Below are 21,945 nucleotides of genomic sequence, written 5' to 3'. Positions count from 1 at the left end.
CCCTATGCGACCGCAACGCGGCGATTGCTCCGCCATTGCAGGTAATTGATGAGCAGCAGCAGCAGGAACGACGCGACGAGCATCACGAGCGCGATGGCCGTCGCGCCCCGGTAATCGAACTGCTCCAGCTTGGTCATGATGAGCAGCGGCGCGATCTCCGTCTTCATCGGCATGTTGCCGGAGATGAAGACGACGGAGCCGTACTCGCCGATTCCGCGCGCGAATGCGAGGGCGAAGCCCGTCAGGAGCGCCGGGAGCAGCTCCGGAAGGATGACGCGCCGGAACGTCCGCCACCGGAAGGCGCCGAGCATGACCGCGGCTTCCTCCACTTCGTTGTCGAGATCCTGCAGCACCGGCTGCACCGTGCGCACGACGAACGGCAGGCCGATGAAGATCAGTGCGAGCGTGATACCGAGCGGCGTGAAGGCGACCTTGACGCCGAGCGGCTCGAGCAGCTTGCCGACCCAGCCGTTCGGCGCGTAGATCGCGGTGAGCGAGATCCCCGCCACGGCCGTCGGCAGCGCGAACGGCATGTCGATCAGGCTGTCGATCAGCTTCTTGCCCGGAAACTTATAGCGGACGAGCACCCAGGCGATGATAAGGCCGAACACGAGATTGACGAGCGCCGCGTAGAAGGACGTCAGGAAGCTGATCTTGTAAGACGCCAGCACGCGGGCGTTCGTGACGGTTTCCCAGAACCGCTCCGGCGTCAGGCCGGACGTTTTGACGAAGACGCCGATGAGCGGAATGAGAACGATGATGCTTAAGTAGAACACGGTGAAGCCGAGCGAGAGGCCAAAGCCCGGCAGCACGCTGCGCGCCTTCGCCTTCTTCGTTGCGGAACTCGTCATGTGTAGAGTCAGCTCCTCGTTATCGCTTATGACCCCGGCGTATAGATTTGGTCGAATACGCCGCCGTCACTGAAATGTTTCTTCTGTGCCTCCGCCCAGCCGCCGAAGTCGTCGTTGATGTTCAGCATCGGGAGATCCGGGAATTGGTCCTTGTACTGTTCCGCCACGGAGGCGAGCTGCGGGCGGTAGAAGCTTTTCGCGATGACTTGCTGGGCAGGCTCCGTATACAAATACTTGAGGTACGCTTCGGCCACTTCGCGCGTGCCGTTCTTGTCGACGTTCTTGTCGACAACGGCGACCGGCGGTTCCGCCAGAATGCTGAGGGACGGATAGACGATCTCGAACTTGTCGACGCCCAGCTGCTTCACCGACAGCAGCGCCTCGTTCTCCCATGCGAGCAGTACGTCGCCGATTCCCTTCTCGACGAACGTCGTCGTCGATCCGCGGGCGCCCGTGTCCAGTACCGGTACGTTTTTGAACAGCGCCTTGACGAATTCCTGCGCCTTCGCTTCGTCGCCGTTGTTCTGCTTCAGCGCGTAGCCCCATGCCGCGAGGTAATTCCAGCGAGCCCCGCCGCTCGTCTTCGGATTCGGCGTAATGACTTGGACGCCCGGCTTGATCAGGTCGCTCCAATCCTTGATGCCCTTCGGATTGCCCTTGCGGACAAGAAAGACGATCGTCGACGTGTACGGCGAGCTGTTGTGGTCGAATTGCTGCTGCCAATCCTCCTTAATCAGCCCCTTCTGCACGATAGAATCGATGTCGTAGCCGAGCGCCAGCGTGACGACGTCGGCCTTCAGCCCGTCGATGACCGAGCGGGCCTGCGCCCCGGAGCCGCCGTGCGACTGCTTGATTGTGACGTCCTGTCCCTTCTCCTGCTTCCAATAATCTGCGAAGAGCTTGTTGTACGCATCGTAAAGTTCGCGCGTCGGATCATAAGAGACGTTGAGCAATTCAACGGGCTTCTTCGAGCCGCCGTCGTCGGCTGCCGCCGGTTCGTTGCCGTTCGCGGCGCCAGCCGCATCGTTTGCGGCGTTGCCGCCGGACTGATCGGCGCCGTTCGAAGTATTCGCCGCGTTGTTCGGGCCCGAATTCCATCCGCAGCCGGACAGGGCAAACGCGAACGCAATCACGATCATCAATGTTTTCAACGGCAATACGTTTCTCTTTTTCATGTTGGACATGTCACAAAGCACCCCTCAGACTTGTTTTAGGGATGACTAACGTGTTCCTACTCCGCGTGGCCGGGTCGTAAAAACAAAATTAATCCTACCTGTTTAGTTGGTTTATGGAGCCATAATAGCAATGGACTTGCTTTCTTGTCAATTCATTTTTTAAGAAACCTGATCGAACTTATCAATAACACTTATAAAACTTCTATAACTACACGAGTCGGATCGATATCCAGGGAGAATCAAGCGTCCATACGGCCTCCAACCGGTAGCCGCGGCCCGCTCGGCAATCGACAAATTCTGAGTTTTCAGGTGGGGATTATTGGTCCGCGATATGTCCAACGAGCCGAGGTATGCCGGAAGACCCGAATTTACTCGCCATCAATCATGCTTCGGGCATAATTAGCGGCCCGAGGTTCGGGGCCTCTTCTTTAGCGACTTTTTGACAGCATAGATAAGCCGTAGCGCGCGGAACCCGTTTGATGCCGTACGCCAGAAGCGTGCGGTTTTTTGCCGTTGTTTGGTTAAAGCTGCCGTTTCGCTGATCGTTAAAATTGACAAACTTTTCGAAATTTTAACATGTCTTTAAACCTGGCATGACACTGTAATTGTTATAATACCCTTATACCAAATGAAAGGTGGAATTGTTAGAAAATGGCTTTTCTTCAAAAGAGAATGACGCGGACCGCTGTTGCCGCATCCCTTCTCGCCGGTTTTCTGACCTCGTCTTATGTCGCCGTTCCGGTTCATGCCCAAACCGCCATGGAAATCGGCAGCGTCACCGCCCGGTCAGCCGTCGCGGCGAACGGCGCGCAGGAAAGCGATCGCGCCTTTGTTATCGCGAATCCGTCCATGTCGACCGATGGCGGCGTCAAGGCATCCGTCACCGTCACGCCTACGTCCATCGGACATGCAGGCGATGAAACGGTCATTTTCGAATTGTTCGACGGCACGACGCCCGTCGGCATCGCCGCGGTCACGCATGATATTACCGGCAGCGAGCGGCTGACGGCCCACTTCAATTCGACCGGGAGCAGCTTGTCGCTCAAAGTGTTCGTCGTCGACAGCTATTCCGGCAAACTCACCGACGTCGGCACCAGCCTGGCCGAGCCGATCTCGATCGGGGGCACGAGCCTGAAGCTCCGCATCATGGAGACGACGGACGTGCACACCAACTTCATGAACTACGATTACTTCAAGGACGCGCCAGCCGATACGGTCGGCCTTGTGAAGACCGCTTCCCTCGTCAAACAAGCGCGTGCGGAAGCCGCGAACTCGCTGCTGGTCGACAATGGTGACCTGCTGCAGGGCACGCCGCTAGGCACCTATATGGCCAAAATCAATCCGCTTCAGGACGGACAAGTCCACCCGGCCTACAAAGCGATGAATCTGATGGGCTACGATATCGCGACTTACGGCAATCATGAATTCAATTATGGTCTCGATTATTTGGACGAAGCAACGGACGATGCCGCTTTCCCTTATGTGAACGCAAACGTGTACGTGGACGATCACGACGGCAATCCCGACAACGACGTCAATCAATATAAGCCTTACGTCATCATGGACAAGACGTTCAAGGACGAGAACGGCAACCCGCAGACCGTCAAGGTCGGCTTCATCGGTTTCGCCCCGCCGCAAATCATGGATTGGGACAAGGACAATCTAAGCGGCAAAGTCATCGCGAAGGACATCATCGCGACCGCCGAGAAATTCGTCCCGAAGATGAAGGCTGAAGGCGCGGACATCGTCGTCGCCCTGACACACTCCGGGTTCAACGGCTCCGCCGTCGCCGGCCAAAGCTTCGAGGATGCCGTCTATCCGCTCAGCAAGGTGCCGGGCATCGACGCGATCACGTTCTCCCATACGCACAAGGTGTTCCCCGCCGCCAGCGTGAGCGCGCTTGATCCGATCTTCAAGAACGCGCAAGGTGAGCCGTATCCGGGCGTCGACAACGACAAAGGCACGATCAACGGCGTCGCGGCCGTCCAGGCCGGCTTCGGCGGCGCGAACCTCGGCATCATCGACCTGACGCTGAACAAGACGGATGGCAAATGGAAAGTCGTCGATTCGCAATCTTCCAATACATCCATTTACGACTCGGGCAGCAAGAAGCCGCTTGTCGACGCGGATCCGGCGATCGTCGACGCAATCAAGGACGAGCACCAAGCAACGATTGCGTACGTCAACCAGGCCATCGGTCAAACGACGGCGCCGATCTACAGCTATTTCGCGCTCGTGCAGGACGATCCTTCCGTCCAAATCGTGACGCAGGCGCAGAAGTGGTACGTCCAGAAGAAGCTGGAAACGGACAACTCGCCGGACAAAGACCTTCCGATCCTGTCCGTCGGCGCGCCGTTCAAGGCGGGACGCAACGGCCCGACGGAATACACCGATATCAAAGCCGGCGATCTCGCGATCAAGAGCGCGAGCGACCTGTACCTGTACGATAACACGCTGAAGGCGATCAAAGTGAAGGGCTCGGTCGTGAAAGAGTGGCTCGAGATGTCCGCCGGCATGTTCAACCAGATCGATCCGAACAAGACCGGCGAGCAATCGCTGCTTAACGCGTCCTTCCCGGTATACAACTTCGACGTCATCGACGGCGTGACGTACCAGGTCGACGTGACGAAGCCTGCAAGGTACAAATCGGACGGGACGCTCAACAACGTCGCATCCAACCGGATCGTTAACCTGCAGTACAACGGCGAACCGGTCGATCCGAATCAAGAATTCATCGTCGTCAGCAACAACTACCGCGTGAACGGCGGCGGCAATTTCCCGGGCGTGAAAGGCTCTCCGCTCGTCGTGGATTCCGCTGACGAAAACCGCCAAATTCTGATGGACTACATTACGGAGCAAAAGACGATCAACCCGTCCGCGGACGGGAACTGGTCGATCGCGCCGATTCCGGGCGATGCCGACGTCACGTTCACGACATCTCCTGCGGCGAAAGATTATTTGGCAGACAACCCGAACATCACGTATCTGGATAAGCAGGACGAAAAAGGCTTCGGCCTGTTCAAGCTGAATCTGAAAGGCGAAGCTCCGGAGCCGGCTGAGAACGTCAAGGTGCAGCTGCTCGGCATTAACGACTTCCACGGCCAATTGGACTATTCCACGACTGCCGGCGGCAATGTTCTGGGCGGCGCCGCTTACTTGGCCACATACCTCAAAAATTACGAATCGATGAACCCGAATACGCTGCTCGTGCATAACGGCGACTCCGTCGGCGCCAGCTCGCCGGTATCCGCGCTCGACCGCGACAAGCCGACGCTCGACATACTCGACCTGCTCGGCTTCGACGTCGCCACGCTCGGCAACCACGAGTTCGATCAAGGCGTGCCGGCACTGATGGCGCAGCTGAACGGCGGCAAGGACCCGATCAACGATAAGGTCACGTTCAATCCGACGACGATGGACTACGTGAATGCGAACGTGATCGACAAAACAACGGGCAAACCGATCATCGCGCCTTACGTCGTTGAAGAAATCGGCGGCGAGAAAATCGGCTTCATCGGCGTCGTCACGATGCTTACGCCGAGCAAAGTGTCGCCGGCTGCGCTCGCGCCGGTCAACATCGTGGATCAAGCGCCGGTCGTCAACGCGGCCGTCGCGGAGCTGAAGGCGCAAGGCGTGAAAGCGATCGTCGTCCTGGCGCATGATCCCGCTTCGCAAAGCGGCACGGCGATTACCGGCGAAGCGGCCGATCTGGCGAACGCGGTCGACGATGAAGTCGACGTGATCTTCGCCGGCGACAACCACGCCAAGGTCAACGGCACGGTGGATAACAAGCTGATCTTCCAAGCGTACTCGTACGGCACGGCGTTCGCGGACGTCGACCTCGAGATCGACCCGAAGACGCACGATATCGTGAAGAAGGAAGCGGCCATCGTCGACGTGAGGCAAGCCGGCATCACGCCGGATCCGCAAGTCGCCAAGATCATATCGGATTCCTTGGATCGCCACCCTGAGCTGCTGGAGCCTGTCGGCACGACGACGGACATCATTTCCAAAGCCAATGCGTACACGCAGGAAAACGCCCTCGGCAGCCTGATCGCCGACGCGATGAAGGACGCCATGCAGTCCGACTTCGCCTTCATGAACCCGGGCGGCATTCGCGCGGATCTGCCGAAAGGGCCGATCGTGTACTCCGATCTGTTCCGTATTCAACCGTTCGGCAATCAGCTGGTGAAGATGACGCTGACGGGCGCGCAGATCAAGACGCTGCTCCAGCAGCAATGGGGCGCCTCGCCGTCCGACACGAAGACGCTGCAAATCTCCGGCTTGAAGTACACGGCTGATTTCAGCAAGCCGATCGCGGAGCGCGTCACGTCCCTGACCAAGGAAGACGGCACGCCGATCGAGGACACTGCCGAATACACGGCGGTCGTCAACAACTTCATGGCCGCGGGCGGCGACAATTACACGGTGCTGACGGAAGGCAAGAACCCGGAGGCCGGCAGCACGGATATCGAAGCGTTCTACCAATACGTGCTGAAGACGTTCAACCACGGCACGATTACGGCCGACGTGAAAGGCCGTATTACGAACATCAATACGACAACCCCTTAATCTTATGCCGAAGGCGCGCCCGGACCGGTCCAGCGATCGTTCCGGGCCGCCCCCTCAGAAAGGAGCATCATCGTTGAAGAGAAAAGCAGCCCTTCTCGCGGCACTTGCCCTGTCGCTTGCGGTTCCGGCGGCGATGCCGTCCGCCGTCTTCGCGGCCGAAGCATCGATCAGCGCGGCTGCCGGCACGACCATTGACGCCATCGCCAGCGTTGCGCCAGGCGGCACCGTCACGATCAGCGGCACGACGAACGCCCAAGAAGTCATCATCAAGGTATTGAATCCGGACGGAACCGTCTTGTTCTTCGACGCCGTCAAGGCGAGCGAAGGCAAGTACCGGGATTCGTTCGCGCTCTCGCCGAACGCGGCAGCCGGCAGCTATCAGGTCGTCGCGGGCCAAGGAACCGACGTCGCCACCGCGACGTTCAGCGTCACGAGCGGCAGCGGTTCCGTCTATATCCCGCCAGTCGCGCCTCCCGTCGATCCTGCGTTCCAGCAGGTGAAGTTCGGAACGTCCGACGTTTCCGCGCCGGTTAACGGCGTCGCGACGCTCGATGCGAGCAAGGTGGCAGCCGCGAACCTGCAGCTCCTGTTCCCGCCGGCCGTTCGCCAGACGGTCGGCGACAACAGCCTGCGCATCGCGCTCGCCGGCGGCAGCGTCACGCTGCCGAAAGAAGTGCTCGCCGCGCTTGCGGAGCTGGCCGGCACGGATACTGGCGCCGGCTTCGCGCTGAACGTGCGCGCGCTGAGCGCGGACGAAGCGGCCTCCGCCGTCGCCGGCGCCGCCGGCGCAGGGCTCTCGCCGCAAGGCCAAGCGTACGAGCTGTCGCTCGGCGTCGTCCTTAAGGACGGCACCGCGAAGAAGCTGGATCGCTTCGCCAAGCCGGTGCAGCTGCAGCTGCGCGTGGCGGCCAACGCAAACGCGCGTCTTGCCGGCATCTACTTCATCTCCGATGCAGGCGCGATCGAATACGCCGGCGGCACCGTCAAGGACGGCGTCCTCACGGCGGGCGTCAGCCATTTCAGCACATACGGCGTCTACGCGTATCTGAAGACGTATAAGGACGTGCCGTCCTCCTATTGGGCGGCCGACGTCATTCAAGAGCTGACGGCGAAGCATATCGTGGAAGGCGTCTCGGCCGATGCCTTCGGACCGAAGACGAACGTCACGCGCGCTGAATTCGCGACAATGCTCGTCCGCGCGCTGGGCCTTCAGGCAGCCGGGGCCGCTCCGTTCAGCGACGTGCCGGCCGGCAGCTGGTATGCCGGCACCGTCGCCGCGGCCTACGAGAACGGCATCGTCACCGGAACGGGCGGCGGCAAGTTCGAGCCGTCGAAGGCGATCACGCGCCAAGAGATGGCGATCATGATCGTCAACGTCTACGAGAAGCGCAGCGGCTCGGCAGCGGGCGGCACCGCCTCCGACCTCGCGGGCTTCAAGGACGCGGGCGCGGTAAGCGGCTGGGCGAAGGCAGCCGTGCAGGACGCCATTCGCGCCGGCCTGATGACCGGCAGCGACGGTCGCTTCGCGCCGCGCAGCAACGCCATTCGTGCGGAAGCGGCGAAGGTACTGTACAACCTGCTGTTCGCTTGATTGCGCAGGTAGCCGATAAACTGCAACGAAAGAGCCTGCCGTTCATCGAACGGCAGGCTCTTTTATTGCGAATCATTCGCTTATCAGTGCATTTGGCTTAATACTATCGTTCCATCGGTTCTTAACGTTCCACCGCATCGTTGGCTCGGCCGCTTCACGCGAATGTGTACGACCGAGTTATCGGCCGCGCTTATTCTGCCCCGTCACGTGAACCGGCTGCACGTACGGCCGGATGCGGTCCATCAGCCGCTGGCCTTTGTGCAGATCGTCCCCGTCCTTGTTCGTGAAGCTGAAATGCTGCTCGATGTCGTCGAGGCTGTAATTGGACGTGTAAAAGGTCGGCTTGCGGTTCATCCGGTAATTCAGGATCGAGCCGAGCACGTGATCCCGTACCCACGGATTCAAATTCTCCGCGCCAATATCGTCGAACACGAGCAGATCCGTCTCCTTCAGGATGTCCATCGTCTCCTTCAGCTTGCCCTGCTCAAACATGAGCGCCTTCATGTCCTCGACGAATTCCGGCATGTACACGATCGCGCCCGTATGCCCCGCCTTTGCCAGCTCGTGCAGCATGTAGCACATCAGGAACGTCTTGCCCGTCCCGAACGAGCCGGTCAGGTACAATCCTTCCGTCTGCAGTCCTTGTTCCTTCGTGCGGTCGATATAGTTGACGATCTGTCCGACGGCCTTCACGCGCTCCAAGTCTTTCTTAACGATCTCGTCCGCGGAATACCCTTGGGACAGCGCCCGATCGTCGATGTAGAAGCTGCGAATGCGGCTGCGAATCCGGTTCTCCGCTTGTCGGGCCGTCAGCTTCTTGCAAGGCACCTTGCGATCGTTCAGCTGCACGATCCCGGCGACCGTTTCGACCGCGAGCTCGGTGTAATGCCCTTCGAAGTCGTTGGGACATTGATCGAGCCCCGGACAATTCGAGCAGTTCCGGTATTCCTTCGCGCATTGATACACGCGGTTCAAATTCAGCCGGATCGTCGCTTCGTCGAGCTCCGGATATTTGCCGCGAAGCCTTCCGACCAGCGGGTCCTCCAGCAGCTCAGCCATCAGCCTGTCGGCCTGCTCCCTCACGTTCCTGCCGCCCGGCATCGCCTTCAGCAGGTTGCCCAGCGATTCCATCGCCATCGCGGTCTCACCTCATCTTACGTTGATTTTCCGTCCAGCTTTCGCGCCACTCGGAGAATTTCCGCCAATTCCTCTTCCGTCACCGGCGCGCCGCTAGGCGTATCCGGCATGATCGGAATCTGAGGCTTGCGCCTGACTTTCGCGGCGGCGGCGCTTCCGCCGCTTCTACGAGAGGCGGCGGCGCCTGGCCCCAGCTCCCTGCGGCGTTCCTTGTCCTGCTCCAGCTTCATCTGTTCCCTCACGTAGCCGACGGCCCGTTCGAAGGTATCGATGCCCTTCACCAGCATGTTCGAGGCGACGGCATCGATGTACGTCTTCGTCACGCGCTGCGCGTCGTTCATGCCGAGCACGTAGTGGATCAGCACGTTGATGACGGCGCCCTGCAGCCGGTAATTATGATCGATGACCTCGAATACCCGAATGAGCCATTCCGGCACGGCCCCCGGGAAGAAGCGAGCAATGAACCGGGTATGCGGCTCGTTGCGCATCAGCATGTTGTATTGGTGAATATCGCAGCGCCCGGCCAGCTGCGCGGGCACGTCCATATAGTATTCGGCCAGCACCGCCACTTCCTCGGGCACCTCGTCGCCCGTGTCGGCACGTTTGCTATCCTCTGCCTTGACAGCTTCCAGACGGCCGTACAGCCGCTGGCGTTCGTCGCTGCGCTTGCGGTCCTGCCGATACAGCTGATTGCCGCGCAGCTGCAGCTCGTCGAGCAGCAGCTCGCCGCCGGCCGTGAATACGTCGTCCTCGTCGAGCAGGCGGCATAGATCCACGACGCTCAGGCTGTACTTGTACGCCACGTAGTTCAGCTGCGCCAATGCGTCCTCGTTGCCCCGCAGCCGCTCGACGTACTGCCGGTTAGCGGAATTGCGCGGGAAGCGGATAATGATGTCGCCGTACTGGATGCCGGCGGTTTCGGTCTGAAGCGGCTTCTGCGCCGGCTGTCTCGCAGGCGCCACTTCCGTCAGCGCCTGCTCCAGCTCCGGATCGAAGCCCTGCGCGTTCAGCCGGAACAGCTCGTAGAACGGTACCGAAATATTCTCCCGCGTCAGCTCCGCGCCCGCCAGCTCGTCGGCTTCCTTCGCGTAGAACGACTCCCGCAGCGCGATGACCGCATGCTTGCCGACCTTGTCCCGCAGCAGCAGCGTCAAATGCGGGCTGTCGAAAAATTCGTCCGGCGACAGCGGCTTCGCGACCTCGTATTCGTAGACGACGTCGTCGTTATCCGGCACGCCGAGACGCGACACCTGAAGCAGGCCGACCGCTTCCAGCCGCGATGCCTGATTCGCCAGCTCCTGCCGGCCCCGTTCGTTCATCTCGAGCCCGAGTCCGAGCAGCAGCTTCCGGTGCGGTTCCAGTCCGGAGTATCCCACGCGGTCCTCCGCCACCTGCTGATAGAGCAGCTGATAGAGGCCGCCCGCGAACGCGCCGACCATGGATTGATAGATTAGCCCGAGCATTTTGCGGTCGACGGCGCTTAGCGAAAAAGCGCGAAAGGTGTAAAAGCGGTGATGTTCCGTAAATTGGTGCATGCTGCCAATCCGCATCTCGTTCCTCGACTCCGTCCGTCTTGGATTCTTGTACCTAGTTTATCATAAAAGAGACTTGCTTATCAGGACGCAAAAAAAAGAAAATTCCCCTTGGGCCAGGGAACTTTCCCTCGATTCGTGTTTGTCTTCCAGCCCGGCTCGGCCCGGCTCTTGGACGCCGTGCTAAGCCAGCTCCCGCCAGCAGCTGCTCGCGCTCCTCGTGCGTGTCGGCGATTTCCGGATGCGCTTGTTTGTCCGCCCTCTGCCGCATGACGAATGCCGTCGTTTTCGGTTCGTGCGCCGCCAGCCGGCTCGTCAGACAGGCGGATGGACGCAAGAAAACGTCCCGTCCTTCCCGCCGCCCGATCGGCACATGCCGATGCAGCCGGACCTCCTCAATACGAAAAAACGGCACAGCCCCTCACCCCGGTTACCGCGCGGCTAATCGGACTATCCGCGGCACCGCGTGCCGCGGCCGTCATCGCCCGCGTTTTCCCTTAGTATGGCCGTACCGGAAGCCGTTCTTGCGTCCTAGAACATTTTGTAGCCGCCGCGGCGAAGCAGGCGGATCGTCGTGCCGCTGACGTACGCGCCGATCAAGGCGCCGATGCCCGGCAAGATATCGACGAACGTGAAGGACGTGAAATTGCCCGAGAACGTCTTCGTGTTGTCCCAGGTTTGCCAGATGAAGACCGGCACCAGCACGATCAGGAATAAATATATCGGAAAAAAGGTCGTTTTGAGCAGCATATTCAAGATGAACCCGATTCCGAACATCATCACGAAAAACAATACCGTCGCGATGACGAGCTGCAAAATGTTAACGTCCGTATTCATGGCGGAAACTCTTCCCCTTTCGCTACAAATAGTGTAGTAGATGGCGAAATGGAAGTCAATTTCAAATGCCATGTTGTCACAAGTCCGTCATTTGCTCTTGCCGCCGCCGTTGGGATACAATGAAGGCGACATGAACCCGCGGGTTAGTATCGCACAAACAGACAGGGAGAGATGATTATGAGTGAAGCAGCTCAAACGCTGGATGGCTGGTACGCGCTGCATGATTTCCGCACGATCGACTGGATCGCGTGGACCGCGGCGGACGACGAAGAGCGCGGCCTCGCGCTGGACGAGCTGAACGCGTTTCTGAAGCAGTGGCAGTCCGTCGAAGATGAGAAGCAAGGCAGCACGGCATTCTATTCCATCGTCGGCCAGAAAGCGGATTTCGTGCTGATGCATCTGCGCGAGACGCTGGAGGAGCTGAACGAGCTCGAGACGGCGTTCAACAAATCTGCGTTCGCCGCGTTCACGATTCCGGCGCATTCGTACGTCAGCGTCGTCGAGCTGAGCAACTACATGGGCCAGCCGGGCTCCGATCCGCTGCAAAACCCGGAAATCGTCGCGCGCCTGAAGCCGATCCTGCCGAAATGGAACCATATTTGCTTCTACCCGATGAACAAGCGCCGCCAAGCCAGCGACAACTGGTACATGCTGTCGATGGAAGAGCGCAAAGAGATGATGCGCAGCCATGGCATGATCGGCCGGAAGTACGCCGGCAAGGTCAAACAGATCATCACCGGCTCCGTCGGCTTCGACAACTGGGAATGGGGCGTCACGCTGTTCGCGGACGAGGCGCTGCAGTTCAAGAAGCTGATCTACGAGATGCGCTTCGATGAAGTGAGCGCGCGCTTCGGCGACTTCGGCGACTTCTACGTCGGCAACCGATTGACCGAAGAGAAGCTCGCGGAGATGTTCCGCGTATAAGTCGATGACTTGCGATAATGCCAAAAAAAGCGGATGGAACCTTCGGGTTCCGTCCGCTTTTCTTCTATTATATTAGATGTCCGTTGCACTAATCCTCGTCGTCCTCTTCAAGCAGCCGCTTCGCTTCCAGATACGCTTCCGTCTGACGGTCGCGCTCGCGGCTCTTCTCCTTCAGCCGCTCGATCGCCGGCATGATGAGCAGGTCGACTTCCTTCTGCACCGTGTACGCGAGATCGTACCGGCTCTGCGACTCGAGGAATGATCCGACCTCCATGAGCGCGTTGTACCGGTCCAGCTCGTCGCGCGTCAGCAGCCCGCGCACCTGCACGCTGCAGTGCCGCATTACAGGAACTTCCCTTTGCGGAGCACGAGCGGAATGCCGCCGATAATATAGAGGTAGCGGATGTCGATCATCTTCTTCAGCCATGCCGCCACGCGGCCTTTGTATTTCTTGCCGAACGCCAGGCCGACCGCCTCGCCTTTGCCCAAGGACGCGACCGTGCCTTTGTTCTTGAACTCGAACTTCTTCTGTGGCTGATTACGAATGGAAGCGACCAGGTTATGCGCACAAACGACGCCCTGCTGCATGGCGATTTGCGCCGTCGGCGGATACGGACGGCCTTCGGGATTGAACATCAGGGAGTTGTCCCCGACGACGTAAATGTTTTCGTGACCGGGCACGCGAAGGAAATCATCGACCTTCACGCGGCCGCGCATCGTCTCGATGCCCGCTTCTTCGATCAGCCGGTTGCCGCGGACACCCGCCGCCCAGATGACCGTCGCCGCGCGAATCTCTTCGTTGTCGCCCACGATGACGCCGTCCGGCGTGCACTCCTTGATGGCGGTGCCGATGCGGAACGTGACGCCTTTGTTCGTCAGCACGTTCATCGCGTATTCCACCAGTTCTGGATCGAAGCCCGGAAGCGCCGTCGGCGCCGCTTCGACGTTGTGGATTTTGACGAGCGAACGGTCCACGTCGTTCTGCTTGCACAGCTCCGGGATCCGGTCGGCCAGCTCGCCGACGAATTCGATGCCCGTGAAGCCGGCGCCGCCGACCACGAAGGTCAGGTAATCGGTGCGGTGCGGCTCGCGCTTGTAGCGGGCGAATTGGTATTCGATATGTTCGCGGATCAACCGGACCGAATTGAGGCTGCGGATGTTCATGGCGTATTCGAGCATACCGGGGATTCCGAACGTCTCCGGCTCGCCTCCGAGGCCGATGACGAGATAATCGTACGAGAGCGTCCCGTCCTCGAGGATGACCTTTTTGTCCTGCGTCCGGATTTGCACGACCGTCGATTTCACGAAATCGATTTTGAACTCATCGATCAGCTTAGAGATGCTGACGCGCGCATTTTCCGTCTTGTCCGTACCTGCGGCCGGCATATGCAGATGAGTCGTGAAATAATGATAGTCGTGCTTGTTGACGAGCGTGACGTCGGCTTCATTATAATTTAATTCTTTCTGCAGCCGGAGCGCCGTCAGGATGCCGCCGTAACCGGCACCCAGAATCACAATTTTCGGTATGTTGCTCATCCCAGTATCCCATCCATTCGTAAAGTCTTTTTCTTTCTCTAGGTTAAGTAAGTGAAAATTTACACAAACAAGCAAAAACAGACAATCATTTATCATTTCTTGCCTGTAGAGTGCGGTTCATTATGTTCATTTATGGTATGAGACGTGCCCGTCGCCCTGCGACACCCCGTTACTAATACCACACATGATACAAACTTTTCCCGTAAACTTCAAGGGTAAAATATACGAAAAACTTTAGAATAACATCCAATTTCCTTCTTTCAAAGAGGCTTGTAAACCATATATAATGTACTGAAAGAAAGGCCGTTCTTCCGTGATGATTTCAGTCTTATTGGAGGTGTCAACCGTGTCAAGTCCCGCTTCCCCGCAAGTCGATATCGCCATCATCGGCGGCGGTCCGGCCGGCATGTTTGCCGCGTTTTACGGCGGCATGCGCCAGGCTTCCGTCAAAATCATCGAAAGCATGCCGCAGCTTGGCGGCCAGCTCGCGGCTTTGTACCCTGAGAAGCATATTTACGACGTTGCCGGCTTTCCGAAAGTTACCGCGGGCGAGCTGGTCGAACAGTTGAAGCAGCAAATGGCGCTGTTCAATCCCGAAGTATTATTGGAAGAGAAAGTGCTGGAGGTCGTGAAGCGCGACGAGCGCGACTTCGCCATCGTGACGGACAAGACGACCCATTACGCCAAGTCCGTCATCATTACGGCCGGCGTCGGCGCGTTCGAACCCCGCCGGCTGGAGCTAGAGGAGGCGTCTCGCTTCGAGAAGCAGAACCTGCATTATTTTATCAGCGACTTAAGCCGGTTCCGCGGCCAGCGCGTGCTCGTCAGCGGCGGCGGCGACTCGGCGGTCGACTGGTCGCTCATGCTGGAGCCGATCGCGGCCAGCGTTACCTTGATCCACCGGCGCGACAAATTCAGAGCGCATGAGCATAGCGTCGAGAATCTGAAGAAATCCAGCGTCCGCGTGCTTACGCCATACGAGATATCAGCGCTTAACGGGCCGGAACGGATCGAAAGCGCGACGCTCCGGCACGTCAAGACGGGCGAGACCGAGCAGCTCGACGTCGACGCCGTCATCGTGAACTTCGGCTTCGTCTCCTCGCTCGGACCGATCGCGGAGTGGGGACTCGAGATCGACAACGGCTCCATACTCGTCGATTCGCGTATGGAAACGAGCATCCCGGGCATCTTCGCGGCCGGGGACATCACCACGTATCCCGGCAAGCTGAAGCTGATCGCCGTCGGGTTCGGCGAAGCCCCGACGGCCATCAATAACGCCAAGGTCTACGTTGATCCGACGGCCAAGCTGTCGCCCGGCCACAGCAGCAGCATGAAGCTGTAACCGATGCGGCGTATCAAGACGAAAACAAAAAGGGTATCCTACCGTTAGCCAACATGATGCGAGCGATTCCGCTCGGGCTGAGGAGGGTACCCTTTAATTATGTTATGTCCGGTCTGCAATGGGTTGGAGCAGCTTGCCGTTCGTTGTCCGGCGTGCGCGTCGGCGGTCGACGATTGGGGCCGTACGGCCGATTTCATGGGGCCGTATTCGCCTTACCAGCCGGATGATGCCGATCCGGTGACGGAAATGACGGTTGAGGAACCGATGCGGGCGGTTCAAAGCTGCAGCCATGTCGCGTATTGTCGCCAATGCGGTGCAGCGTTCGAAGCCGCGGTGCGGCAGTGGAGTTAAACGGGAAGGGCCGGATCCGGATTAAGCCGAATTGCGATAAGCGTCCGGACTGATCTGCCTGCGCAGCAGTTCAGCCTTCAGCATTTCGATAAACTCAGGCTCCAGGTTGTACTTGTTTGCGGCGATATAAGCATCGAGCAGCAATTCATCAGACAGCTGTTCCATATCACAGCCCCCCTTCCTCTTACTTCCAGTTCATCTTAGCATGTCCCAGAGCCCTAGAACAAGCGTTCCGATTATCCACATCCCCATGTGGACAGCATGTGAATACGCTGTGAATAATCGTCGAAAAAACAGGAAATATCGGTGGGGATTTGTGGATACGTTTATACACAGGGTTTGACTTCCCCTATTTGATAAAAAAGTTTAATGGTCGTCTATCAACCTATCAACCGATTATATTACGATATTATTGAGGCCGGGTGTTGACTTCAAAGATCCAAATCTTGCCGGACTGGTCGATGCCGAAATCGAAGCCCAACTGCCCGATGCCGGGAAAACGGCCTTCGAGCACGGAGGTCGACAGCTGCGTCAGCATTCGCATTTCACGCTTCTTCGAGACGACGGCGGATTGGGAGAACGAACGGCGAATGCCCTCGGACCCGCTGAGCAGCGTGCCGCCGCGGCAAATGTTCGTCACGAACAGTCCCGGCTTCGCCAATCGGCCGACGATCGCCGTGATGGCCCAATGACCGCCCGGCTGCTTCACGTACTTCACCCGGTAATCGATCGGCCGTCCGCCGATGGTCGCCAAACGAATCCCCTTCTGGATCAAGTACCGGCGGTTTCCCCGTCTCGAGTTCAACGACCGATAGAGTCCGTCGAAGCTTTGAAACCGGTTCGTCTTCGAATAGTAGGTATACTTGTAGCTGCCTCCATCGCGGGTGACTTTAATGACCCCGTGCCCGCCCGCGCCTTTCACCGGCTTGATGACGACCATGCCGTGCTGGCTCAGCATGCTGTTCAAGTTATCCCTCGTGAACATCCGGGTCGGCGGAATATGGGGCGCGATTTGCGCATGCGAAAGCAGTGCCTCCGTCTTGGCCCATTTGCTTGCCAGCTGCCTCCCTTGTTGTACATCCGACATCAAAGTCCTCCCCTTCCTGGTTTCCTATACGATAGCTTATGCCTCCTCCCTTTCTGTCTCTTGGATGATTGATATGGTCAACTCGCCTGATTTGGTAGGCTGATAGATCGCGCATGCTAGATTCGCCCGCGTATGTCGCGTATGGGGAATTGTCCGATATTGCCCGGGCAATTTTTGCGTTCCTTCACGCGCGGTCTGCGGCTCCAAATCGGCGGGAAAAACAAAAAAGCTTTCCTTCGGCAGGAAAGCCTGTACTTTTACTTATCGCGAGAAATGAGCACTCCCGGATTGAACGGGGTTTCCGTTCGCGATTCCTCGGCGAACGTCCTTAACCGTATCCATGCGGGAGAATGATACCGGAGCGCTAGGCGCGGTCTTGCCGACCGGTTCCGGATCGAAGAATACCCGCTGCCGTTCCTCGTCGAAGAATTCGACGCGGTCCATGTTGACGACGTAGCAGCGGTCGACTCTGGCAAACTTGTCCTGCGTCAAAAAGCGTTCATGCTCCTCAAACGTGGAAAGCGGATTTAAAATCGTTCCGTCCTTGTGCTGGTAGTTGATCTGTCCGTAATTGCTGTGCATCAGCAGCACGTCGTTGCGGTGGACGTAAACGATATCGAAATCCTTCTTGTTATAGCGTTTGACCAGCGGAATCAGCATGCTTACACCTGCTTTCTGAGCTCAGCCGGGATTCTTGGCTTGTGGAAAATAACATAAGAGCCCGTCGTGACGAACATCGTGGCGATGCCGGCGATAGCGACCCCGAGCAAACGGTATACGTTCTTCTTCATTCTGCTTCACCTCCTTCCTTGAATAAGAGAAGCATCGACTGCAGGACGAATACAACCGTCATGATGTCAGAATGAACGAGAAAGTTCGAAGCGACGAATAACGCCGAAAGGACTTTGAGCAGCGGATAGTAGCGAGCAGGCAGCGTAGCGTAGGTGTCGTAGTTCGCGGGAGCGAAAATCAGCATCATAACGACCGCAAAGCCCGTGAGATAAGGCATCCACGCGTCCGCGACCGGAATATGCGGGATCGCGACGAGCGTCAGCGTGGAGACGGAGGCGCACAGCAGGCTCGACTTCAAGTGATAGCCGCCCGACATGTAGCGGATGACGGCCAGCACGAGCAGCGCGAAGCACGTGCTTCGGAATTCGCCGGTGAAGGCGCCGATGAGCAGCGCGGCGATAGCCGCGGACAATGTATTCGTCAAGATGTCGAACGCGTATTTGATGACCGCCGCGGACGGCGCTTTCTCCACACCTGCGGCCACCATCCGGTTATGCAGGCCGACGGCGAGCTTATCGAGCATCCTCGACATCCTTCCTTCTGCTGTAATAAAGGAATACGGGAATGGAACAGAGGAACGTCGTTCCCGCGACGACGATGTATTTCTCCAAATCGCCCTTGAGCGCGATGCCCGCGACGAGCGCGATGACGATGCTGGAAGCGATTACGGCAAACAGGGCCGAATTGGTCCGGTTGAATTCGATATAGACCCGGTGCGATGCGGGGACGTAGTCGAAGCCCCAGTTTTTGATGACGACGAACCGGCTGACGGCAACCAGGATAATCCCGGAGAGCAGCTGCGTGGCGAAGATGATTTCCGGATCCTTGGTAATGTGGGAGAACGGGGTGCCCGTCATGACGATCAGAAATATCGTGATGCCCTGTGCCGCGAACAAGCTGATGAACCCGGCTCCGTTCATAATGAAGGAATAAAACGGCGGCACCCGAAACACCGCCCAAGTGACGATAATCAGCAGCACCAATTGCAAATAGGACGAATAACTATTGATCTCGGTGAAATGCCGCGTTATGTAGGAGAAATGGCTCATCATGAAGGCGATGATGACGATCTGGATCAAGATTCCCCGGAGCGGGAAGCGGAATAAAGCGAACATCAGAACGAATGTTGTGCAATACTCGATTAAAGAGCCCAATAAGAACAGTGCATAATTCATGATAGTCTTCGTCCTCCGCCTTCTACTAAACAACATTCCGTTCGCCGGTTCGATTCCGCTTCGCCCCGCCCTGGCGCTGCCGCCGGACGAACCGTCCGCATGTACCATCGCCCGATCAGCCGTGAAGCGCAAATGAAGCGCGATATGTCGCAAGCCGGCGGCGCCGCCCCGTTTGCTGCTGCTTTTTGCGGCCGCGCCTTCGTATACCTTAATAATAAGCGATCTAGCAACAAAGTTCTATCCTGATATGAGTAATTTGTCACTAGCATTTTTTTCAGTATAACAGAGATATTTCATTTACTAAATAATAACTTTTTTGTTCGACCGGCACCGGCCGGAGCGCCCGCAAGCATGCGAAAAAGGCTCCCGGAAACCGGGAGCCTTCCTGCCTCAAAGCGCTTATGGCTGCCGCGGGCGTCCCGCCCGCAGAGGCCGTCCGGTCATCCGGTCAGCAAGGTTCGGCCGAAGGGTTGCCCGCTTCCGTCGCCGTGCGGAACGAAGAACCGCAGCCGCAGGTCGCCGTGGCGTTCGGATTATGGATGGTAAAGCCGCCGCCCATGGCGGATTCCTTGAAGTCGATTTCGAGGCCGTTCAAGTACTTGGCGCTGCCTTCGTCCACGACGACCTTCAAGCCGTTCAGCTCCATCGCTTTATCGGTATCGGCCTGCTCGTCGTCGAAGCCCATATTATAGGAAAACCCGCTGCAGCCGCCCTCTTTCACGCCGACGCGCAGGAAGAGCTCCGGCGAAGCTTCGGCTTCCAGCATTTCTTTGATTTTCTCGTTGGCCGTGTCGCTGATCTTGATCATCGCTATCCCTCCTAGGGTCAATCCGCGCAATCCTACTTACGATTCTATAGTAATCAGTATACTGCACTTCCGTCCGGGACTCAATACGCGTACGGCACGGTATCGGGCGCTTCCGCCGGATAACCCGGCCGCTTCCTTCCGTTATCGCGGCAGGACGTAGAGCATGATCGCGAAGAAATGCAGCACCGACCCGCCGAGCACGAACAGATGCCAGACCGCATGATGATGCTTGAAGCTGCGCCACACATAGAACACCGTGCCGACCGTATAGAGCAGCCCGCCCGCTACGAGCAGATGCAAACCCTCTGGCGCCAAATTCGTCCGCAGCGAGTCCCAGACGAAGACGATCATCCATCCCATGAGAATGTATACCAACGTCGACGTGAACAGAAACTTGGACGCGTAAAACAATTTGAACACGACGCCGCAGAGCGCGAGTCCCCAGACGATGCCGAACAGCGTCCAGCCGGCGGCGCCTTGGACGACGTGCAGCACGATCGGCGTGTACGTGCCGGCGATGAACAGGTAGATGCAGGCATGGTCCATGATTTCGAACGCCTGCTTGGCCCTGCCCTCCGGAAAACTGTGCACGAGCGTGGACGCCACGTAGAGCAGCAGCATCATGGACCCGTAGACCGTAAAGCTGACGACGTGCTCCGCGCTGCCCTTCAGCGCAGCGAAGACGATCAGCAGCACGAGCGCCGCAAGGCTGAGCACCGCGCCGACGCCGTGGGTGATCGCGTTTACCGCTTCTTCTTTGCGGGTATAGGTATATGTGTTTGCCATTTCTTCCCTCTTTCCGCGATGCAAGCTTGTATTCTCCCCGTCTTCATTGTACGTGAATTCGACAGCCGGTTCAAAAGCTGCCGGCTTCGGCAAGAACGGGACTTCCAGCTCCTTGCCGGGCTGCCACGAGTTAATGGTTGCCGCCCGTTGGGATGAGGTTTATAATAAGGAAAGTCGTTTCAATGGTTTTTTGGGGAAAGAATAAGTAATTTTTTTCACAAAGTCGCTTCAGTTCTTTACATCATTCACCGGACCTGCAACGAAACGCGTGCCCGGCGGACTTAGGAGGAAGCCGTCATGAATGTGGCAATACCGACAGCAGACAAACAGATGCAGGCCATCGTGGAAAAGGTTCGTTCCGGCGAACGGCTGAACCAGGAAGACGGGGAGTTCCTGTACCGCTCCGACGACCTGCTCACGATCGGCCAGCTGGCCAACGAGGTCAACCTCAAGAAGAACGGCCGCAAGGTGTATTTTATTGAGAATATGAGCTTGTATTTCACCAACGTGTGCGAAGCGCACTGCGCGTTCTGCAATTTCCGCAAGGATCAGGGCGACGAAGGCGCCTATACGCTGAGCGGACCCGAGATGATCGCCTACGTGGAACAGCATATTCACCCGGACGTCCGGGAGTTCCACATCGTCGGCGGCCATAATCCCCATGTTCCGTTCCAATATTACGTAGATTCCCTGAAGGCGCTGAACGAGCGGTTTCCGGAGGTCGCGCTGAAAGCCTACACGGCCGCGGAAATCGATTTCTTCTCCCGGATCAGCGGACTCACCTACAAGGAAGTGCTGCAGGAGCTGATAGCGGCCGGACTGCAAAGCTTGACCGGCGGCGGCGCGGAAATTCTGTCCGACGAGTATCGCAAAAAAATGCGCGTCGACAAAGCCGACGTCTCCCAGTACCTCGAGGTGCACCGGATTGCGCATCAACTCGGCCTCCGCACACATACGACGATGCTTTACGGCTCCGTCGAGAAGAAGGAAGACCGCATCCACCACATGCTTCAGCTTCGCGAGCTGCAGGACGAGACGAACGGATTCCAAGTCTTCATTCCGCTGTCTATGCAGCCGATCAGCCCGAAGGCGAGCATTCGTCGCCGCAATTCCGCGTTCGACGACTTGAAGGCGATCGCGATCAGCCGGCTGATGCTCGATAACTTCCAGCATATCAAGGCGTACTTCATCAACATCGGCACGCAGCTGACCCAGGTCGCGCTGACGATGGGCGCCTCCGACGTCCACGGCACGATGGTCAAGGAACGGATCAGCCATGCGGCGGGCGCGCTGACGCCGGAAGGCATCACCCGCGAAGACCTGATCTGGCTCATCAAAGGCGCGGGCCGCATTCCCGTGGAACGCGACACGTTCTACAACGAAGTCAAAGTGTACGAATAAGCAGTCATTCCCATGACCTTCGCGACGAGGACCTCTCATTGCGAAGGT

Annotated in this window: 21 protein-coding genes; 6 read left to right on the top strand and 15 right to left on the bottom strand. The window is 58.1% G+C overall.

Annotated elements, in window-relative coordinates:
- Positions 1-2: 2 nt before the first annotated feature.
- Both cysT and ACFPB1_RS07825 read right to left on the bottom strand, forming a co-directional pair.
- A complete protein-coding gene (gene cysT, locus ACFPB1_RS07830; protein WP_379223729.1) occupies positions 3-851 on the bottom strand; it encodes a sulfate ABC transporter permease subunit CysT in 849 nt (282 codons plus the stop codon).
- Between the two features lie 26 nt (positions 852-877).
- Positions 878-2,035: a sulfate ABC transporter substrate-binding protein gene (locus tag ACFPB1_RS07825; protein WP_379223727.1), complete on the bottom strand. Its 1,158-nt coding sequence runs from the start codon at positions 2,033-2,035 to the stop codon at positions 878-880.
- Between the two features lie 642 nt (positions 2,036-2,677).
- Here ACFPB1_RS07825 and ACFPB1_RS07820 point away from each other — a divergent pair.
- Complete coding sequence (locus tag ACFPB1_RS07820) at positions 2,678-6,598, top strand: bifunctional 2',3'-cyclic-nucleotide 2'-phosphodiesterase/3'-nucleotidase (protein ID WP_379223725.1); 3,921 nt, start codon at positions 2,678-2,680, stop codon at positions 6,596-6,598.
- 73 nt (positions 6,599-6,671) lie between these two features.
- Positions 6,672-8,189: an S-layer homology domain-containing protein gene (locus ACFPB1_RS07815; protein ID WP_379223723.1), complete on the top strand. Its 1,518-nt coding sequence runs from the start codon at positions 6,672-6,674 to the stop codon at positions 8,187-8,189.
- 177 nt (positions 8,190-8,366) lie between these two features.
- On the opposite strand, the gene dnaI is transcribed toward ACFPB1_RS07815, so the two are convergent.
- The 3 genes from dnaI to ACFPB1_RS07800 all read right to left on the bottom strand — a co-directional run bounded on the left by dnaI (position 8,367) and on the right by ACFPB1_RS07800 (position 11,695).
- Complete coding sequence (gene dnaI, locus ACFPB1_RS07810) at positions 8,367-9,320, bottom strand: primosomal protein DnaI (RefSeq protein WP_379223933.1); 954 nt, start codon at positions 9,318-9,320, stop codon at positions 8,367-8,369.
- A gap of 23 nt (positions 9,321-9,343) precedes the next feature.
- Positions 9,344-10,876, bottom strand: a complete 1,533-nt coding sequence (locus tag ACFPB1_RS07805; RefSeq protein ID WP_379223721.1) for a helicase DnaB — start codon at positions 10,874-10,876, stop codon at positions 9,344-9,346.
- A gap of 513 nt (positions 10,877-11,389) precedes the next feature.
- Positions 11,390-11,695 carry a YuiB family protein gene (locus ACFPB1_RS07800; RefSeq protein WP_379223719.1) on the bottom strand — a complete coding sequence of 102 codons (306 nt, stop codon included), beginning with the start codon at positions 11,693-11,695 and terminating at the stop codon, positions 11,390-11,392.
- Between the two features lie 177 nt (positions 11,696-11,872).
- On the opposite strand from ACFPB1_RS07800, the gene hemQ reads away from it, so the two are divergent.
- On the top strand, positions 11,873-12,619 hold the full coding sequence (gene hemQ, locus ACFPB1_RS07795; RefSeq protein WP_379223717.1) for a hydrogen peroxide-dependent heme synthase: 747 nt from the start codon (positions 11,873-11,875) through the stop codon (positions 12,617-12,619).
- Between the two features lie 88 nt (positions 12,620-12,707).
- On the opposite strand, the gene ACFPB1_RS07790 is transcribed toward hemQ, so the two are convergent.
- Positions 12,708-12,962: a hypothetical protein gene (locus ACFPB1_RS07790; RefSeq protein WP_379223715.1), complete on the bottom strand. Its 255-nt coding sequence runs from the start codon at positions 12,960-12,962 to the stop codon at positions 12,708-12,710.
- Positions 12,962-14,155: an NAD(P)/FAD-dependent oxidoreductase gene (locus ACFPB1_RS07785; protein ID WP_379223713.1), complete on the bottom strand. Its 1,194-nt coding sequence runs from the start codon at positions 14,153-14,155 to the stop codon at positions 12,962-12,964. Before ACFPB1_RS07785 ends, ACFPB1_RS07790 begins: the two co-directional genes overlap by 1 nt.
- Before the next feature lie 346 nt (positions 14,156-14,501).
- On the opposite strand from ACFPB1_RS07785, the gene ACFPB1_RS07780 reads away from it, so the two are divergent.
- Both ACFPB1_RS07780 and ACFPB1_RS07775 read left to right on the top strand, forming a co-directional pair.
- On the top strand, positions 14,502-15,497 hold the full coding sequence (locus ACFPB1_RS07780; RefSeq protein ID WP_379223711.1) for an NAD(P)/FAD-dependent oxidoreductase: 996 nt from the start codon (positions 14,502-14,504) through the stop codon (positions 15,495-15,497).
- A 99-nt stretch (positions 15,498-15,596) separates the two neighbouring features.
- On the top strand, positions 15,597-15,848 hold the full coding sequence (locus tag ACFPB1_RS07775; RefSeq protein ID WP_379223709.1) for a hypothetical protein: 252 nt from the start codon (positions 15,597-15,599) through the stop codon (positions 15,846-15,848).
- A gap of 21 nt (positions 15,849-15,869) precedes the next feature.
- Here ACFPB1_RS07775 and sda read toward each other — a convergent pair whose 3' ends face one another.
- The 8 genes from sda to trhA all read right to left on the bottom strand — a co-directional run bounded on the left by sda (position 15,870) and on the right by trhA (position 20,496).
- Complete coding sequence (sda, locus tag ACFPB1_RS07770; protein ID WP_090640736.1) at positions 15,870-16,013, bottom strand: sporulation histidine kinase inhibitor Sda; 144 nt, start codon at positions 16,011-16,013, stop codon at positions 15,870-15,872.
- Between the two features lie 244 nt (positions 16,014-16,257).
- Entirely contained in the window at positions 16,258-16,935 is a 678-nt protein-coding gene (locus ACFPB1_RS07765; RefSeq protein WP_379223706.1) for a YheC/YheD family protein, read from the bottom strand.
- Between the two features lie 261 nt (positions 16,936-17,196).
- On the bottom strand, positions 17,197-17,595 hold the full coding sequence (locus tag ACFPB1_RS07760) for a LytTR family transcriptional regulator DNA-binding domain-containing protein (protein ID WP_379223704.1): 399 nt from the start codon (positions 17,593-17,595) through the stop codon (positions 17,197-17,199).
- A gap of 2 nt (positions 17,596-17,597) precedes the next feature.
- Positions 17,598-17,726: a cyclic lactone autoinducer peptide gene (locus ACFPB1_RS07755; RefSeq protein ID WP_379223701.1), complete on the bottom strand. Its 129-nt coding sequence runs from the start codon at positions 17,724-17,726 to the stop codon at positions 17,598-17,600.
- A complete protein-coding gene (locus tag ACFPB1_RS07750) occupies positions 17,723-18,250 on the bottom strand; it encodes an accessory gene regulator B family protein (protein WP_379223699.1) in 528 nt (175 codons plus the stop codon). Before ACFPB1_RS07750 ends, ACFPB1_RS07755 begins: the two co-directional genes overlap by 4 nt.
- Positions 18,240-18,902, bottom strand: coding sequence for a hypothetical protein (locus ACFPB1_RS07745; protein ID WP_379223697.1), 663 nt, complete (start codon positions 18,900-18,902; stop codon positions 18,240-18,242). Before ACFPB1_RS07745 ends, ACFPB1_RS07750 begins: the two co-directional genes overlap by 11 nt.
- 448 nt (positions 18,903-19,350) lie before the next feature.
- Positions 19,351-19,710, bottom strand: a complete 360-nt coding sequence (gene erpA, locus ACFPB1_RS07740; RefSeq protein WP_379223695.1) for an iron-sulfur cluster insertion protein ErpA — start codon at positions 19,708-19,710, stop codon at positions 19,351-19,353.
- A gap of 141 nt (positions 19,711-19,851) precedes the next feature.
- Positions 19,852-20,496, bottom strand: a complete 645-nt coding sequence (trhA, locus tag ACFPB1_RS07735; protein ID WP_379223693.1) for a PAQR family membrane homeostasis protein TrhA — start codon at positions 20,494-20,496, stop codon at positions 19,852-19,854.
- A gap of 297 nt (positions 20,497-20,793) precedes the next feature.
- Between trhA and mqnE the strand changes: the two genes are divergently transcribed.
- On the top strand, positions 20,794-21,897 hold the full coding sequence (gene mqnE / locus ACFPB1_RS07730; protein WP_379223691.1) for an aminofutalosine synthase MqnE: 1,104 nt from the start codon (positions 20,794-20,796) through the stop codon (positions 21,895-21,897).
- Positions 21,898-21,945: the final 48 nt, after the last annotated feature.

Source organism: Paenibacillus sp. GCM10023250 (genome assembly GCF_042653205.1).
Classification (GTDB): domain Bacteria; phylum Bacillota; class Bacilli; order Paenibacillales; family Paenibacillaceae; genus Paenibacillus_Z.
Note: the sequence above shows the minus strand (reverse complement) of the source record. Positions and strands in the feature narration are given on the sequence as shown.

Bases quoted from the DNA above. Each gene is read 5' to 3' on its own strand.
- cysT (WP_379223729.1), bottom strand. From the start codon at position 851: ATGACGAGTTCCGCAACGAAGAAGGCGAAGGCGCGCAGCGTGCTGCCG.
- ACFPB1_RS07825 (WP_379223727.1), bottom strand. From the start codon at position 2,035: ATGTCCAACATGAAAAAGAGAAACGTATTGCCGTTGAAAACATTGATG.
- ACFPB1_RS07820 (WP_379223725.1), top strand. From the start codon at position 2,678: ATGGCTTTTCTTCAAAAGAGAATGACGCGGACCGCTGTTGCCGCATCC.
- dnaI (WP_379223933.1), bottom strand. From the start codon at position 9,320: ATGGAATCGCTGGGCAACCTGCTGAAGGCGATGCCGGGCGGCAGGAAC.
- ACFPB1_RS07805 (WP_379223721.1), bottom strand. From the start codon at position 10,876: ATGCGGATTGGCAGCATGCACCAATTTACGGAACATCACCGCTTTTAC.
- ACFPB1_RS07800 (WP_379223719.1), bottom strand. From the start codon at position 11,695: ATGAATACGGACGTTAACATTTTGCAGCTCGTCATCGCGACGGTATTG.
- hemQ (WP_379223717.1), top strand. From the start codon at position 11,873: ATGAGTGAAGCAGCTCAAACGCTGGATGGCTGGTACGCGCTGCATGAT.
- ACFPB1_RS07790 (WP_379223715.1), bottom strand. From the start codon at position 12,962: ATGCGGCACTGCAGCGTGCAGGTGCGCGGGCTGCTGACGCGCGACGAG.
- ACFPB1_RS07785 (WP_379223713.1), bottom strand. From the start codon at position 14,155: ATGAGCAACATACCGAAAATTGTGATTCTGGGTGCCGGTTACGGCGGC.
- ACFPB1_RS07775 (WP_379223709.1), top strand. From the start codon at position 15,597: ATGTTATGTCCGGTCTGCAATGGGTTGGAGCAGCTTGCCGTTCGTTGT.
- sda (WP_090640736.1), bottom strand. From the start codon at position 16,013: ATGGAACAGCTGTCTGATGAATTGCTGCTCGATGCTTATATCGCCGCA.
- ACFPB1_RS07765 (WP_379223706.1), bottom strand. From the start codon at position 16,935: ATGTCGGATGTACAACAAGGGAGGCAGCTGGCAAGCAAATGGGCCAAG.
- ACFPB1_RS07760 (WP_379223704.1), bottom strand. From the start codon at position 17,595: ATGCTGATTCCGCTGGTCAAACGCTATAACAAGAAGGATTTCGATATC.
- ACFPB1_RS07755 (WP_379223701.1), bottom strand. From the start codon at position 17,726: ATGAAGAAGAACGTATACCGTTTGCTCGGGGTCGCTATCGCCGGCATC.
- ACFPB1_RS07750 (WP_379223699.1), bottom strand. From the start codon at position 18,250: ATGCTCGATAAGCTCGCCGTCGGCCTGCATAACCGGATGGTGGCCGCA.
- ACFPB1_RS07745 (WP_379223697.1), bottom strand. From the start codon at position 18,902: ATGAATTATGCACTGTTCTTATTGGGCTCTTTAATCGAGTATTGCACA.
- erpA (WP_379223695.1), bottom strand. From the start codon at position 19,710: ATGATCAAGATCAGCGACACGGCCAACGAGAAAATCAAAGAAATGCTG.
- trhA (WP_379223693.1), bottom strand. From the start codon at position 20,496: ATGGCAAACACATATACCTATACCCGCAAAGAAGAAGCGGTAAACGCG.
- mqnE (WP_379223691.1), top strand. From the start codon at position 20,794: ATGAATGTGGCAATACCGACAGCAGACAAACAGATGCAGGCCATCGTG.